Source organism: Streptomyces sp. NPDC029152, from assembly GCF_055564355.1.
Genome location: NZ_JBVHWR010000012.1, coordinates 111,538 through 126,617, shown reverse-complemented (window position 1 = coordinate 126,617; position 15,080 = coordinate 111,538). Strand labels below are relative to the sequence as shown.

Below are 15,080 nucleotides of genomic sequence, written 5' to 3'. Positions count from 1 at the left end.
CTCCTGGTCTTCCGTGGTGTGCGGAATGCCGGCCGTGCGGGACGCCGGCGAAGTGACTCGATCGTAAACAATCTCAATGATCGAGTTATATCACCGCCGTCGTGCCGATACACCGACTGGTGCCCGCGACCCGCTCCTTGATGCGGACGGCCGTCACCCCTGCGCGCGAACGGCGGAGGTCAGCGGTCGCCGGCGGTCCGCACGAGCCGCAGTTCCTCGTTCATGGCCGCCACGAACCGCGCCACGACCGCCAGTTCCTCCGCGTCGAAGCGGTCCCGGGTCGCGGCCGCGGCCTGGGCCAGCGGCCGGAAGTACGTCCGGGCCGCCGCGCGGGCGCCGGGCACGTAGTGCAGATGGACGACCCGGCGGTCGGCGCTCTCCCTGACCCGGCGCACGTGCCCGGCGCGTTCCAGGCGGTCCACGCACGCCGTGACCGCGCCCGAGGTCAGTCCCAGGTGTTCGCGCAGCCGTCCCGGTGTCATCGGCTCCTCGGCGTCCAGGATCGCCGCGAGCGCCTGGACGTCGGTGGTGTGCAGCCCGTGGGCGGCGGCGAAGCCGTGCACGAGACGGTTGATCTCACCGTTCATCCGCCGCAGGCCGGCGGCGAGGACGTGGAGGTCGCCCGCCTCGGCCCCGGCCGTGCTCTCCCGTTCGTGCGCGCGCCGTCCGCGCTGGTTCGCTGTCGCCACGCGATCAGCGTATAGAAAGGCCGCATCCGCCCACGGCGCGCCCATGGCGGTCCGTCCGGGGAGGAGGCCGGCACGGCGGATGTCCCACGAGAGACGGAACCCGTGGACGAGGGACACGAAGGACGCGACGGCACGGACGGTGACGGCGCGGCGGGGAGCCGTCGCCCGGCACCGGCGCCACGGGGCGCCTCCGCACGGGCCGGCGGGCCACGCCCACCGGTGGAGCGTGCGGCCCTTCCACGCCGTGGTGTCCGGCGGCGTGGCCCGCCGCATCGCCCGGGCCGCCGCCCGCACGCCCCTGCCCGGACCCGGCTGTCCGATCGTCGACGCGGCCGTGCGCCGGCTGCGCCACGAGGGCCGGATGCACGACCGCGGCCGGCTGCCGGCCGCCTCCTTCCCGGCCAGGACGCTCCACGTGGACCGGCGCGTGGGCGCCCGGCACTTCCCGGATCTGCCGGTGGACGGCGACGTGGCCGGCAACCGGCTCGACCGGCAGTGGACGGCGGGCACCGGCACCCGCCCCCACCGCGTCCCCGGTCCCGTCGCCCGGGCCAGGCGGTTCGGCCCCGACGGCGCGTACGTGCGCCGTCGGGGTGCCCGGACCGGCCGGGGCGGCCGTGCACGAACACCGGAGGCCGCGCGGCCCCGCGCCGCCGCCTGCGACGCGCACCCCGGCCCCGTCGTGGACCTGGCCGAGGGCCTGGCCCGCTTCCGGCGGGCGCGCGGCCGCGACCGGGCCGGGGGCCGGTCGTCAGGTGAAAGGGGCGTCCGGCGAGCGGGTGCCGGGGCTGTCGGGCCGGGCCGTGTGATCGGCGTGGTTCCGGGTGCGGCGGGCTTCCTTCATCTCCGCCTCGTACAGATGGGGCCGGCCCTCGGCCAGTTGCGCCACCACCTGGCCCTCCAGGTCCTTGAACGCCCGGTAGTACGTCTGGTCGTACGCCTCGACGATCTGGAAGGTCCAGTGGCCGGGGATGACGTTGCGCCCGAGGACCTCCGTCTCGACGCGCCGCGCCCACTCCGGGTGGCCGGCCTCGCGCAGCAGTTCCACCGCGCGGTCCAGTTCCAGATCGGCGGTGCCGGTGAGCTGGTGGAAGGAGTACAGGTGCCCTCGGGCGCGCTCGACCGTCTCCAGCGCCTTGGACAGGGACCCGAGGGCCTCCACCGTCTCGTCCCCGACGCCCTCGGGGCGCCGGTGCATGTCAGTCATGGGGTGTCCCTCCGGTGCGGTGCCACGGGGCGTCAGGCCAACGGGTCGTGGCCCCAGTTCATGAGCGAGTGCCGCCAGCGGGTGTCGCGGACGTCGCCCGAGGGGCGCTGGGCCAGGTGCCGGCGGACGTAGCCGACGACCTTGCGCATGTGCCGGTAGTCGTCGTCCGAGAGGTCGCCCTTCTTGGCCCGCAGGATCTCCACGATGCGGCGGCCGGAGGCGTGCCCCGCGGACTCCCCGCCGTCCTTGTGCTGTCCGGCGTCGCGGGAGGCGTCGGTGGCGAGCCACTTCTCCAGTCCGGCCGGGGTCATGTTCACCAGCTCGCGGAAATCGTCCCAGGTGTCCTTCCGCTCCTTGTCGTCCATCTGCCGGTCACTTCTTCCTGAGCGCGGACGGCTTGTGGACGGCGGACCTGCCGGACTTGTCGCTGCGGACCTGGTACTGCGGGTCGTCGGGCGAGGCGTCCACCGTGCGGCCGGCGGCCTCGGTCCGTTCGGTGATCTCCTTCTCGACCGTTCCCTCCGTCTCGCTGCCGTGACTGCTCCAGGCGACCTCGTCGCCCTTCTCCGGCCGGCTGTTCCCGCCGCGGTTCTTCGCCATTTCGGTACTCCCTGTCTTCTGTGTCTTCCGTCTTCTCGGTTCAACTCGTCGGGCCCGGTGGGGCCTGCCGGGCGCGCGGGCCGTCCCGCAGGTCCGCGAGGACCTCCCGGGCGGCCCGGCTGCCGGAGGCCAGGGCCCCCTGGACCGACCCGGTGGCCCGGTGGTCCCCGCAGACGTAGCGGCCCGGCGTGACGCGGGTGCGGCGCGACAGCGGCCAGGGAGGCCGCATCGCCGGGAGCGCGTTCTCGACCGTGTACGTGGCGACGTGCTGCCAGTCGGCGGTGTCCGCCCCGTAGAGTTCCGCCGCCCGTCGGCGGACGGCGGCCTCTCCGCCCGGCGGTCCGCCGCCCAGCACGGACGTGGACACCAGCGAGGTGCCCGGCGGTGCGTAGGTGCCGCTGACCTCGGAGAGCACGCACGTGTTGAGGACCGTGAGGGTGCCGTCGACCACGAGGGTCGGTTCGGGCAGCGGTGACGTCCCGGCCGCGTGGTAGTAGGTGGTGACGGTCCGGCCGGGCGGTACGGGCGTGCCCGGCAGCAGGCGGGACGCCGTGACGGCGTCGGTGGCCACCACCACCGCCTCCGCCGGGCGTTCGGTGCCGTCCCGCAACAGGATCCCGGAGCCGGTGAGGGACCGGACGGGCGAGCCGGTCCGGACGGTGCCCTCGGGCAGGCGGGCGGCGAGCAGGCGCGGCACGCTGCCGATCCCGCCGGCCGGGAGGCAGAGCGTGCCCCGGGCCATGCTGCGCCACACGAGGTGGAAGAAGCGGGCGGACGTCTCCAGGTCCGGCTCCAGGAACACCCCGGCCAGGAAGGGCCGCAGTACGTGGTCCACCGCGTCCCGGGACAGGCCGCTGCGGGCCAGTGCCGCCTCGGTCGTCCTGTCCCGGCCGCGTCTGAGCAGAGCGGCGGGGGCCAGTGCGTCCCGGGCGGTGAGACCGGCCAGCGCCGCCAGGTCCCGGGCCCCGAGGGCGCGGCCCGGCAGGAGGGAGCCGGCCTCGCGGGGGCGCCTCGTGGGGTCGGTGAGCCGGAGGGTGCCGGACGGCGTGTGGGCCAGCACCCCGGGGGTGAACGGCCGCAGTCGCAGGTCGCGCAGCGGCAGCAGGCGGCGGACCTGCGGGTACGCGGTGTTGAAGACCTGGAAGCCCCGGTCCAGGAGGAAGCCGTCGCGGTGGTCGGTGCGGACGCGGCCGCCGACCGCGTCCGAGGCCTCGTGCAGCTCCACGTCCACACCGGCGCGGCTGAGGTCGAACGCGCAGGCCAGGCCCGCGAGCCCGCCGCCGGCGACGACGACGCGCGGTGTCCGGTGGTGCCGGCCGTTGCCCATGTGCGCTCCTCACGGTCCCCGACCAGCGTGGGCCGCGGACCGCCGCGCCACCACTCGGGGGTGCCCGGACGGGAAGGCGTCCGGGCACGACCGCGTCAGGCGCCGACGTAGGCCGCGAGGTGTTCGCCGGTGAGGGTGGAGCGGGCGGCGACGAGATCGGCGGGGGTGCCCTCGAAGACGATCCGGCCCCCGTCGTGGCCGGCCCCCGGGCCCAGGTCGATGATCCAGTCGGCGTGGGCCATGACCGCCTGGTGGTGCTCGACGACGACGACGGACTTGCCGGAGTCGACGAGCCGGTCCAGCAGGCCGAGCAGGTGCTCGACGTCGGCGAGGTGGAGACCGGTGGTCGGTTCGTCGAGTACGTAGACGCCGCCCTTGTCGGCCATGTGGGTGGCCAGCTTGAGCCGCTGCCGCTCGCCGCCGGACAGCGTGGTGAGCGGCTGACCGAGGGTCAGGTAGCCGAGGCCGACGTCGGCGAGCCGCTCGAGGACGCGGTGCGCGGCGGGCGTGCGTGCCTCGCCGGCGCCGAAGAACTCCGCGGCCTCGGTCACCGGCATGGCGAGCACCTCGCTGATGTCCCGGCCGCCGAGGCGGTACTCCAGCACCGAGGGCTGGAACCGCTTGCCCTCGCAGTCCTCGCAGGGGGAGGCGACGCCGGCCATCATCGCCAGGTCGGTGTAGACGACGCCGGCGCCGTTGCACGTGGGGCAGGCGCCCTCGGAGTTGGCGCTGAACAGGGCGGGCTTGACGCCGTTGGCCTTGGCGAACGCCTTGCGGACGGGGTCGAGCAGTCCGGTGTAGGTCGCCGGGTTGCTCCGCCGCGAGCCCTTGACGGGACTCTGGTCGACCGAGACGACGTCCGCTGTGGCGGGAAGCGATCCGTGGATCAGCGAGCTCTTGCCGGAGCCCGCCACGCCGGTGACCACGCAGAGGACGCCGAGCGGGATGTCGACGTCGACGCCCCGCAGGTTGTGCGTGGTGGCGCCGCGGATCTCCAGCGCGCCGGTCGGCTCGCGCACGCTTTTCTTGAGGGCGGCCCGGTCGTCGAGGTGGCGGCCGGTGATCGTGTGGCCGGCCCGCAGTCCCTCGACGGTGCCCTCGAAGCAGACGGTGCCGCCGGCCGTGCCGGCGCCGGGACCGAGGTCGACGACGTGGTCGGCGATGGCGATGGTCTCCGGTTTGTGCTCCACGACGAGCACCGTGTTGCCCTTGTCCCGCAGCCTCAGCAGCAGGTCGTTCATCCGCTGGATGTCGTGGGGGTGCAGGCCGATCGTGGGCTCGTCGAAGACGTAGGTGACGTCGGTGAGCGAGGAGCCGAGGTGGCGGACCATCTTGACGCGCTGCGCCTCGCCGCCCGACAGCGTGCCGGCGGGCCGGTCGAGGGAGAGGTAGCCGAGGCCTATCTCCACGAACGAGTCCAGCGTGCCCCGCAACGCGGTGAGCAGCGGGGCCACCGACGGCTCGTCGAGGGTGCGGACCCACTCGGCCAGGTCGCGGATCTCCATCGCGCAGGCGTCGGCGATGCTGACCTTCCCGATCCTCGACGACCGGGCGCCCTCGCTGAGCCGGGTGCCGTCGCACCCGGGACACGTGGTGAAGGTGACGGCCCGCTCCACGAAGGCCCGCACGTGCGGCTGCATCGCCTCCTTGTCCTTGGACAGGAACGTTTTCTGGATCTTGGGGATCAGGCCCTCGTACGTGAGGTTGACGCCGTTGACCTTCACCTTGACCGGCTCGCCGTGGAGGAAGGCGCGCAGTTCCTCCTCGGTGTAGTCGCGGATCGGCTTGTCCGGGTCGACGAAGCCGGACTGGGCGTAGACCTGCACGGTCCACTGGCTGTCCGACTTCCAGCCGGGGATGGTGAACGCGCCCTCGTTCAGCGACCTGGAGTCGTCGTAGAGCTGGGTGAGGTCGATGTCGGAGACCGTGCCCCGGCCCTCGCAGCGGGTGCACATGCCGCCGGTGCGCTCGTAGGTGGCCTTCACCGCCTTCTTGTCGCCGCGCTCGACGGTGATGGCGCCGCTGGCCCGGACCGAGGCGGTGTTGAAGGAGTACGCGCTGGGCGGGCCGATGCGGGGTTCGCCGAGCCGGCTGAACAGGATGCGCAGCATCGCGTTGGCGTCGGTGGCGGTGCCGACGGTGGAGCGGGGGTCGCCGCCCATCCGCTGCTGGTCGACGCTGATCACGGTCGTCAGGCCGTCGAGGACGTCGACCTCGGGCCGGGCCAGGGCCGGCATGAAGCCCTGCACGAAGGCGCTGTAGGTCTCGTTGATCAGCCGCTGCGACTCGGCGGCGATCGTGTCGAACACCAGGGAGCTCTTGCCGGACCCGGAGACCCCGGTGAACACCGTCAGCCGGCGCTTGGGGATCTCGATGCTGACGTCCTTGAGGTTGTTCTCCCGCGCGCCGTGCACGCGGATCAGGTCGTGGCCGTCGGCGGGGTGCGGCGCAGGCGGGCGGGTGTCGGTCCGCGTGGCCTTGCTCATGGTGTCTCCATCTGTCGGGCGGGGCCGGCTGCGCGGCCCGTCGTCGGCGTCCAGGGGCTCGGTCTGCGAGCAGTATGTCCGCTCGTCGCGCACCGCCGGCACGGAACGGCTCGGCGGCGTCCGCGCCCGCGCGTTCCGCGACCCCACCGGCTGCCTGCCGCGCTTCACCCGGACCCTCGGGGAGCGAGCCCCGCGGGCCGGTTCCGGCGGTAATGGTTTGGGCCCCTCACCGGGGGGCATTCGGCGTGCCAGGTGCTTGGGACCACAGGCCCGTCGCGGCGGCCGTCGTTCGCTCCCCGAGCACCCCCAAAGGTCCTCCCGCGACTGTTCGACCAGGTGAGGCGGGAGGAAGCACACGCGATGAGCAGCCGGAGCGACCGCACACGGCACCGCCGCGTCGTCGGACGGCCTCCTCCCCGCCCGGTGCCGACCGACCCCGACCGGCCCCGCCCGACCCTCGCACAAGGGAGAAGTCCCATGCTCATGGCCCACCCCGCCGTTCTGACCGACCTGCTCGAGCAGTACGCGTCCCTGCAGGCCCTGCAGGCCGAGCACGGCACGCCCGAGGTCCGTCAGCGGCTGGAGGACGTGTCGTACACCCTGTGCGTCGCCACCGGGACGCGGGACGTCGATTCCGCCCTGGCGGCCGCCCGCCGCCGGCTGCCCGGCGCCCGCCCGGCGGACGACTCCGTCGCCGCCTCCGCGTGACGGGCCTTCGGCCGGGGCCGGTTCGACGGCGTCCGGCGGTCGCCGTGCGGTCGGGCGGTGTCGCCCGGCCGCGCAGGACGGGCCGCCGGACTCACGCGCTCACCCGGCCGTCCGGTACGAGGACCAGCCGGCCGCTCACCGTGCCCGCCTCCAGCCTCCGGTGCGCCTCCGCGGTCATCGACAACGGCAGGCGGTCGGCGATGCGCGGGCGCCACGGGGTGTCGCGCAGGACGCTCACGACTCCTTCGGCCGCCTCGGCGAGGTCGGCGGTCGTGGCGTTGCTGATGGCGAAGCCCACGATGCTCGCGTCCTTGGTGTACAGGCGGCCCAACGGCAGCGTGGAGGGGCCGCCGCCCAGTCCGACCATGGCGACCAGGCGCCCGCCGTGCGCCAGCAGGTCGACGGAGTCGGCCAGCACGCCGTGCCCGGAGGTGTCGAGGTGCAGGTCGTATCCGCGGGGCGCGGCCCGGCGCAGTCGCTCGCCCAGACCGGGCGCCCGGTAGTCGACGACCTCCGCGGCGCCCAGGGCGCGGACCGCCGGGGCGTCCCCGGCACGCGCGGTCGCGATCACGCGTGCGCCGGCCCGGGCGGCCAGCGCGACGGCGGCGCCGCCCACGTTGCCGGCCCCGCCGCCGACGTACACGGTCTCGCCCGGCCTCAGCCTCCCGTGCCGGAACAGCGCGAGCCAGGCCGACGCCGCCGGGTGGGCGGCCGCGACGAGGTGCTCCCCGGCGATGCCGTCCGGTGCCGCGTAGAGCCGCTCGGCGGCGACCGTCGCGTACTCGGCGCAGGCCCCCTGCCGGCCCGCGTGTCCCAGGCTGTTGCACCACACCCGCTGTCCGGGCGTGAAGCCCACCGCTCCGCTCCCGGTCCCGGCGACCTCGCCCACCAGGTCACGCCCGACGACGAAGGGGAACGGGAGCGGGGTGGCGTAGGCCCCGGACCGTACGAAGGTGTCCACGGGGTCGACTGCGACGGCCCCGACGCGGACGAGCACGTCCGTGGGCCCGACGGGCGGCACGGGGAGCGTCCCGTACCGGATGGCGTCGGCCGGGCCGACGGCGTCGATGCAGGCGGCCCGCATCACGTCGGGGACTGCGCTGACGGACATGGTTCCTCCTGGGCTCGGGGCGTCGGGGGGCGGCGACGCCGTACCACCCGATCATGAACCCGGTGCCACCGGCGGGCAGGCCCCGGTGCCGCCGCGCCGCACCGGGTCCGCCTTCGCCGGCCGCGGCGGACCGGGCGGCCGGGCCCCGCCCCGACGGCACGGTGTGCCGGCGGTGTGGCACCGGAACCGCGGGACGGACCCGCCCCCGGTGACCGGATGCCAGGGCGGCGGGCGGGGCGTAGTGTCCGCGTATGGGTGATGTCCGGTCCGGCCGGCGGGCCGGGGTGAGCGGGCCGGGGGCCGGGAGACGAAGGCCTCCGAGCGGTGCGGCGGGTCCTGCCCGGCCGCGGGCCGGGGCGGGCGGCTGATGGACGCCGCCATGGCCGCCGTGGTGCGGGAGAGCGGGGCGTTCGGCGGGCTGCTGTACGTGATGCCGCCCGGTGGTGACGCGCTGCGGCTGGTCCTGGTCGCGGGGGTGCCGGAGGAGATCGCGGCCCCGTGGCGGCGGGTCGCGCTGACCGATCCCATGCCGGTGGCGGACGCCGTGCGCGAGCGGCGCACGGTCTGGGTCGGCGGCCAGGAGGAGATGGCGCGCCAGTACCCGCGGCCGGCGCTCGTCCTGCCGTACGAGTTCGCGCTGGCGGCCGCCCCGGTCGCTTCGGACACCGCGCTGCGGGGCGGGCTGGTGCTGCTGTGGCCCGGGGGCCGTCCGGACCGGCTGGACCGGGGCGAGCGCGAGGTGATCGAGAGCGGCTGCCGCCGGCTGGGCGGCCTCCTGCAACGAGCGGCGGACCGCGGCGACCCGGTGGCGGACGCCGACCGGCCGCGGATGCTGCCGCCGCCGGCCGGCCGCCTCCTCTCCCCCGACGAGGCGACGGTGGTCTCGGCGTTCGTCGACCGGCTGCCCGGAGGGTCCTGCGCGCTGGACACGAACGGCCGCATCGCCTTCGTCACCCCGGCCGCCGCCGGCCTCCTCGGCCGTGACGCGGCCGACCTGCTGGGCACGCTGCCCTGGGAGTCGCTGCCGTGGATGGACGTCCCCCAGGTCGAGGACCGCTACCGGGCCGCGCTGGTCAGCCGGCGGCCGCAGGCCTTCACCGTGCTGCGCCCCCCGGACGTGTGGCTGTCCTTCGAGCTGTATCCGGACCCGTCCGGCATCAGCGTCCGCATCCGGCGGAGCGACCCCGCCGAGGAGGCACCCGCGGCCCCGTCCGTCCCGGCCGCCGGTCCCAGCCGCGCCACCCTGCTCTACCACCTGATGCACCTGGCCGCCACCCTCACCGAGGCCGTCGGTGTCCAGGACGTGGTCGAGCAGACCGCGGACCAGCTGCTGCCCGCCCTCGGCGCACAGGCCATGGCGGTGATGTCGTCCCAGGACGGCTGCCTGAGGGTCCTCGGCCACCGGGGCTACTCCGCCGAGCTGATGAGCCGTTACGACGGGATCCCCCTGAACTCGGACGTTCCCGGCAGCGAGGTCCTGACCACCGGCGTCCCGGACTTCTTCCCGACCTTCGCCGACTTCCGGCGCGCCTACCCGGCCACCGTCCACGAGGACGGCATGGCGTCATGGGCCGTTCTGCCGCTGATCGCGTCCGGCCGCCCCATCGGCTCGCTCCTGCTCGCCTACGACCGCCACCGGGTCTTCCCGCCCGGCGAGCGCGCCGTGCTCACCTCCATGGCCGGTCTGGTCGGACAGGCCCTGGACCGCGCCCGCCTCTACGACGCCAAGGATCACCTCGCCCACCGCCTGCAGTCCGCTCTCCTGCCGCACACGCTGCCCCGGATCCCCGGGCTGAGGGTCGCCGCCCGCTACCTGCCGGCCGCCCGGGGCCTGGGCATCGGCGGCGACTTCTACGACCTCATCCGCCTCGACGCGCACACAGCCGGCGCCGCCATCGGCGACGTGCAGGGACACAACGTGGACGCCGCGGCCCTCATGGGGCAGGTCCGCACCGCCGTGCACGCCCACGCCACCGTGGGCGCGTCCCCCGCCGACGTCCTGGCCCGCACCAACCGGCTGCTCACCGACCTCGACCCCGGCCTGTTCACCAGCTGCGTCTACGTCCACCTCGACCTCGCCGGGCGCCGCGCGTGCGTGGCCACCGCCGGCCACCCGCCACCGCTGCTGCGCCACGCCGACGGGCGCACCGAACTCCTCCGGGTCCCTCCCGGCCTGCTGCTGGGCATCGAGCCGGACACCGCCTACCCGGCCCTGGAGATCCCGCTGCCGCACGGGTCCGTGCTCGTCCTCTACACGGACGGGCTCGTCGAGGCCCCGGGGGTGGACCCCGACGACGCGACCGCCGCCCTCGCCGGACTGCTCGAGCACGCGGATCCGGCCGATCTCGACGCCATGGCCGACACCCTCATCCGGCACGCGCCCACGCCGGGCGACGACATCGCCCTGCTCCTCATACGCCCCGGTGGCTGACCGGACCCCGGGGCCGTCCCCGCCGCGGCAGGCGCCCCCGCCTCCGGCCGCCCGGCCGGTCCGCCGTAGGGACGCGTCCCGTTCATGACCCGCCGTTCCGCTCCGGCACGCCGGCCATGCGCCTGCCGACGCGCGCGGCGGTCTCCCGCAGCCAGATGTGGGCCGCGTCGTGCGTGTGCACCGGGTGCCACCACATCGCCTCCCGCAGCGGCACCGCCTCGTACGGCGGTTCCAGCACCCGGACGGCGGCGATCGGCGCGAGAAGACGGGCCAGGCGCGCCTGCACCAGGGCGATGCGCCGGGTGCCGGCCACCAGCAGGGGCAGCAGCTGGAAGCTGTCCACGGAGACCTCCACCCGGGGCTCGACGCCCAGCATGCCGAGCTGGCGTACGGCCGGGGCGTCGTAGGTGCGCTGGTAGGTGACCCAGGGCAGCCGGGCCAGGTCCTGGCGGGTGAGGCGCTCCTCGACGCTCGGGTGGTCGTCGGCGACGAGGAACACCCAGCGGTCCTGGTAGAGGTCGGTGGCGGGGAAGTCGCTGATGACGCCGTGCGGCATGAGCAGCCCGTCGGTCGCGCTCAGCAGCGTGGCGGTGTCATCGACCACGGTGGGCGGGGTCTGCGCGAAGCGCAGCCGGATGCCGGGGGCCTCGTCGTGCACGGCCCGGGCGAGTTCGGTGCCGAAGACGGCTACGGCGTAGTCGGAGGCGACCAGCTTGAACTCGCGGCTCTCCCTGGCCGGATCGAAGTCCGCCTGGCTCGCGAAGAGGCGTTCGAGCACGGCGTACGCGGTGGAGGTGCGGTCGAGCAGGACCTGGCCGAGGGCGGTGAGTTCGTAGTGCCCGCCGACACGGGCGAGCAGGTCGTCGTCGAAGTGGCGGCGCAGCCGGGCCAGGGCCGCGCTCATCGCGGGCTGGCTGAGGCCGACGCGCTGACCGGCGCGGGTGACGTTGCGTTCCTCCAGCAGGGCCCGCAGGGCGACGACGAGGTTGAGGTCCAGGCGGCTCAGATTCACGGGGCTTCCTCATGCGGTAAGGCTCCGACCAGCGCTCATCGACACCATGGATGCACATCATCCACAGAATCGATTTCCCTGATCACCGGGGGCGGGTCCAGATTAGTCCCACCGCAACCAGGAGGACATGTCCGTGAAACCCGAACCCGCGTCCGTGCTCTTCGCCGGGCCGTTCGCCCTCGCCACGCTCTCGGCCCCGGACGGGCCGGCCTTCCCCGCCCTCGTCACCCCCGACTCCGCGGTGCTCGACCTGCGCACCGCCTCCGGCGACGCACGACTCGCCGTCCGGGACCTGCTGGAGGACTGGGAGACGGTCCTGCCGCGGCTGCGGACGCTCGCCGCCGACGACGGACTCCCCCGTGAGCCGCTGACGGGGTTCCGCGTGCACGCGCCGGTGGAACCTCGGCAGGTGTTCCAGTCGGGGGCCAACTACCGGCAGCACGTGATCGACCTGCACGTCGCGCACCGGGCCCCGGGGGACGACCGGCCGGAGGAGGAGCGGCGCGCCGAGGCGGCGGAGATCATGGACCGGCGGGCGGCCGAGGACCTGCCGTACGTCTTCGTCGGCCTGCCGAGCGCGATCACCGGTCCCCACGACGACGTCGTGCTGCCCGCCTGGGCCGAGAAGCCCGACTGGGAACTGGAGTTGGCGGCCGTCATCGGCCGGCCCGCCCACCGGGTGTCCGTCGAGGAGGCCCTCGGCCACGTCGCCGGCTACACGATCGCCAACGACCTGACCGACCGCGCCACGGTCTTCCGCCGGGACATGCCGCAGATCGGCACCGACTGGCTGCGCAGCAAGAACGCGCCCGGTTTCACACCACTCGGCCCGTGGATCGTGCCCGCCGAGTCGATCGCCGACCCTGGCGACCTGCGTCTGACGCTGAAGCTGAACGGCGAGACCGTGCAGGACGAGTCCACCAAGGACATGATCTTCGACGTGGCGCGGATGGTGTCCTACGCCTCGCAGACCGCCCGGCTGCTCCCCGGCGACCTGGTGCTCACCGGCTCCCCGGCCGGCAACGGCATGCACTGGGGACGGCTGCTGCGCGACGGCGACGTCATGGACGCCTCGATCACCGGGCTCGGCGCCCAGCGCACCCGCTGCGTGGCGGAGGTGTCCCGGTGACCCTGGACCGCACCGACCCCGAGGGCTCGATAGCCCGGGCCGCGAAGGCGTGCTCCAACTGGGGCCGCTGGGGCGAGGACGACGTCCTCGGCACCCTCAACTTCCTGGACGAGGCGGGGCGTCGCGAGGCCGCCGCGCTGATCCGGCGGGGCGTCAGCTTCTCCCTCTCGCAGCGGTTCGACATGAACGGCCCGCAGAAGGGCTGGCGCCGGCGCACCAACCCGGTGCACACCATGCTGGACACCGGCACCGACGCCGCCCTCGGCAACCAGGGCTTCCCGCACGGCATCGGCGGCGCCGACGACGTCATCACGATGCCGCTGCAGTGCTCCACCCAGTGGGACGGGCTCGGCCACATCTTCGACCACGGCACGGCGTGGAACGGACGCCCGGCGGAGAAGGTCGTCACCTCCGACGGCGACCTGGTCACCGGCATCGAGCACATGGCCCCGCACGTCGCCGGACGCGGGGTCCTGCTGGACGCCGGCCGCGCGGTCGGCGAGGACGGCGAGCTGCCGGACGGTTTCGCGATCACCGAGGAGCACCTGACGGCGACCGCCGAGGCCCAGGGCGTGACCGTGGGGCGCGGCGACATCGTGCTGGTGCGCACCGGGCAGCTGGCCCGGGCCCGCCGCGACGGCTGGGGCGACTACGCCGGCGGGCCCGCGCCCGGGCTGTCGTTCACCACGGCGGGCTGGCTGCACGGCACCGAGATCGCCGCGATCGCCACCGACACCTGGGGCTTCGAGGTCCGCCCGAACGAGTTCGAGCACGCCTTCCAGCCGCTGCACCAGGTCGCCATCCCCCACATCGGCCTGCTGATCGGCGAGATGTGGGACCTGGAGGCCCTCGCCGAGGACTGCGCGGCCGACGGGGAGTACGCCTTCTGGCTCACCGCGGCGCCGCTGCCCGTCACCGGCGCGGTCGGCTCGCCCGTCAACCCGATCGCGGTCAAGTAGACCGAGGAGCGAAGGAGTTCTTCATGACCCAGCCCCGCACGGTTCTCGTCGTCGGGGGCGGCGCGGCCGGCAACGCCGTGACGATCCTGCTGCGCCGCGCCGGTCTCTCCGTGGACCTGATCGAGGCCAGGGACGACTGGAACGCCACCGCCGGCTCCGGCATCACCCTCCAGGGCAACGCCCTGCGCGTGCTGCGCGAACTCGGTGTCCAGGAGCGGGTGGAGGCGTCCGGCTTCGGTTTCGGCTCGGTCGGCATCACCACCCCCGACGGCACCGTCCTGCACGTCCAGGACGACCTGCGCACCGGCGGCGACGACCTGCCCGCCACCGTCGGCATGCAGCGCCCCAGGCTCCAGCAGATCCTGATCGAGGCCGTCCGGGCCGGCGGCGCGACCGTGCGCCTCGGCACCACCGCCGAGATCCTGGACCAGGACGCCGAGGGTGTCTCCGTCCGTCTCTCCGACGGCTCCGAGCGCCGCTACGACCTGGTCGTCGCCGCCGACGGGCTCGGTTCCCGCACCCGCGCCGCGATCGGCATCGCGGACGAGCCGGAGCCGACCGGCATGGCGATCTGGCGCGTCGCCGCCCCGCGCCCGGCGGGAGTCGTCCGCACCGACCTCGCCTACGGCGGTCCGGCCTACATCGCCGGGTACTGTCCCACCAGCGACACCACGCTCTACGCGTACGTCGTCGAGGCCAACCGCGACCGCGCCTCCATCCCGCCGGAGACGTACGCCGACGAGATGCGCCGCCTCGCCTCCGCCTACGGGGGCCACTGGCCGGAGATCACCGAGCACATCACCGACCCGGCGAAGGTCAACTACACCTGGTTCGACCGGCTGCTGGTCGAGGGCTCCTGGCACCGCGGCCGGGTCGTGCTCGTCGGCGACGCCGCGCACTGCTGCCCGCCCACCCTCGCCCAGGGCGCCGCCCTGTCGCTGGAGGACGCGCTCGTCCTCGCCGAGATGCTGACCGCCGCCGAGACCTGGGACGACGCGCTGTTCCAGGCGTACTACGAGCGGCGCGTCGCCCGTGTCCGGCCCGTGGTCGAGGCGTCCGTGCAGATCGGCCGGTGGCAGCTCGACGGGGTGCGCGACGCGGACGTGCTCGGGCTGATGGGCCGCACCATGACCATGCTCCGGGAGCTGCCGTGACCTCGCCCGCCGCCCCGACCGTCGACGTGCACGCCCACGTCCTGCTGCCCGAGGTCGACGCGCTCGTCACGGGCCTGCCCGGTCACGCCGAGGCCCGGGAACTGGACGCCCGGCGCAACGGCCCCGCCGCCCTGACCGTCAGCGGGCCCATGGTGCGCGACGCGGACGTGCCCGGGCTGATGGGCCGCACCATGACCATGCTCCGGGAGCTGCCGTGACCTCGCCCGCCGCCCCGACCGTCGACGTGCACGCCCACGTCCTGCTGCC

At 74.6% G+C, this 15,080-nt stretch carries 13 protein-coding genes and 2 pseudogenes; 7 read left to right on the top strand and 8 right to left on the bottom strand.

Going from position 1 to position 15,080, the window contains the following annotated elements; translation table 11 throughout:
- Nucleotides 1-179: 179 nt before the first annotated feature.
- Entirely contained in the window at nt 180-689 is a 510-nt protein-coding gene (locus ACZ4V6_RS24820; RefSeq protein ID WP_467831210.1) for a MarR family winged helix-turn-helix transcriptional regulator, read from the bottom strand.
- Between the two features lie 43 nt (nt 690-732).
- On the opposite strand from ACZ4V6_RS24820, the pseudogene ACZ4V6_RS24815 reads away from it, so the two are divergent.
- Nucleotides 733-1,218: pseudogene (locus ACZ4V6_RS24815) on the top strand (FAD-binding domain-containing protein); the annotation flags it as partial.
- Nucleotides 1,219-1,440: 222 nt separating this feature from the next.
- Here the strand turns inward: ACZ4V6_RS24815 and ACZ4V6_RS24810 are convergent.
- The 5 genes from ACZ4V6_RS24810 to ACZ4V6_RS24790 form a co-directional block, all read right to left on the bottom strand.
- Nucleotides 1,441-1,896: a hypothetical protein gene (locus ACZ4V6_RS24810; protein ID WP_467831208.1), complete on the bottom strand. Its 456-nt coding sequence runs from the start codon at nt 1,894-1,896 to the stop codon at nt 1,441-1,443.
- A gap of 32 nt (nt 1,897-1,928) precedes the next feature.
- Complete coding sequence (locus ACZ4V6_RS24805; protein ID WP_467831205.1) at nt 1,929-2,261, bottom strand: DUF3140 domain-containing protein; 333 nt, start codon at nt 2,259-2,261, stop codon at nt 1,929-1,931.
- Nucleotides 2,262-2,268: 7 nt separating this feature from the next.
- The gene (locus ACZ4V6_RS24800; protein WP_467831203.1) at nt 2,269-2,496 is read right to left on the bottom strand and encodes a hypervirulence associated TUDOR domain-containing protein; all 228 of its coding nucleotides are present in this window, start codon (nt 2,494-2,496) and stop codon (nt 2,269-2,271) included.
- Nucleotides 2,497-2,536: 40 nt separating this feature from the next.
- Nucleotides 2,537-3,823, bottom strand: coding sequence for an NAD(P)/FAD-dependent oxidoreductase (locus ACZ4V6_RS24795; RefSeq protein ID WP_467831201.1), 1,287 nt, complete (start codon nt 3,821-3,823; stop codon nt 2,537-2,539).
- A gap of 95 nt (nt 3,824-3,918) precedes the next feature.
- A complete protein-coding gene (locus ACZ4V6_RS24790; protein ID WP_467831198.1) occupies nt 3,919-6,309 on the bottom strand; it encodes an ATP-binding cassette domain-containing protein in 2,391 nt (796 codons plus the stop codon).
- A gap of 477 nt (nt 6,310-6,786) precedes the next feature.
- Here ACZ4V6_RS24790 and ACZ4V6_RS24785 point away from each other — a divergent pair, with 477 nt between their 5' ends.
- A complete protein-coding gene (locus ACZ4V6_RS24785) occupies nt 6,787-7,017 on the top strand; it encodes a DUF5133 domain-containing protein (protein WP_467831195.1) in 231 nt (76 codons plus the stop codon).
- 91 nt (nt 7,018-7,108) lie between these two features.
- Here ACZ4V6_RS24785 and ACZ4V6_RS24780 read toward each other — a convergent pair whose 3' ends face one another.
- The gene (locus tag ACZ4V6_RS24780) at nt 7,109-8,101 is read right to left on the bottom strand and encodes an NADPH:quinone reductase (protein ID WP_467831587.1); all 993 of its coding nucleotides are present in this window, start codon (nt 8,099-8,101) and stop codon (nt 7,109-7,111) included.
- A gap of 394 nt (nt 8,102-8,495) precedes the next feature.
- On the opposite strand from ACZ4V6_RS24780, the gene ACZ4V6_RS24775 reads away from it, so the two are divergent.
- Entirely contained in the window at nt 8,496-10,559 is a 2,064-nt protein-coding gene (locus ACZ4V6_RS24775; protein WP_467831192.1) for a SpoIIE family protein phosphatase, read from the top strand.
- Nucleotides 10,560-10,641: 82 nt separating this feature from the next.
- On the opposite strand, the gene ACZ4V6_RS24770 is transcribed toward ACZ4V6_RS24775, so the two are convergent.
- Nucleotides 10,642-11,571, bottom strand: a complete 930-nt coding sequence (locus ACZ4V6_RS24770; RefSeq protein WP_467831190.1) for a LysR family transcriptional regulator — start codon at nt 11,569-11,571, stop codon at nt 10,642-10,644.
- Between the two features lie 127 nt (nt 11,572-11,698).
- Between ACZ4V6_RS24770 and ACZ4V6_RS24765 the strand changes: the two genes are divergently transcribed.
- The 4 genes and pseudogenes from ACZ4V6_RS24765 to ACZ4V6_RS24750 all read left to right on the top strand — a co-directional run.
- Nucleotides 11,699-12,700: a fumarylacetoacetate hydrolase family protein gene (locus tag ACZ4V6_RS24765; RefSeq protein WP_467831187.1), complete on the top strand. Its 1,002-nt coding sequence runs from the start codon at nt 11,699-11,701 to the stop codon at nt 12,698-12,700.
- Entirely contained in the window at nt 12,697-13,659 is a 963-nt protein-coding gene (locus ACZ4V6_RS24760) for a cyclase family protein (RefSeq protein ID WP_467831185.1), read from the top strand. Before ACZ4V6_RS24765 ends, ACZ4V6_RS24760 begins: the two co-directional genes overlap by 4 nt.
- A gap of 23 nt (nt 13,660-13,682) precedes the next feature.
- The gene (locus tag ACZ4V6_RS24755) at nt 13,683-14,813 is read left to right on the top strand and encodes an FAD-dependent oxidoreductase (protein WP_467831182.1); all 1,131 of its coding nucleotides are present in this window, start codon (nt 13,683-13,685) and stop codon (nt 14,811-14,813) included.
- A pseudogene (locus ACZ4V6_RS24750) lies at nt 14,810-14,974 on the top strand (amidohydrolase family protein); the annotation flags it as partial. The gene ACZ4V6_RS24755 and the pseudogene ACZ4V6_RS24750, both read left to right, overlap by 4 nt.
- Nucleotides 14,975-15,080: the final 106 nt, after the last annotated feature.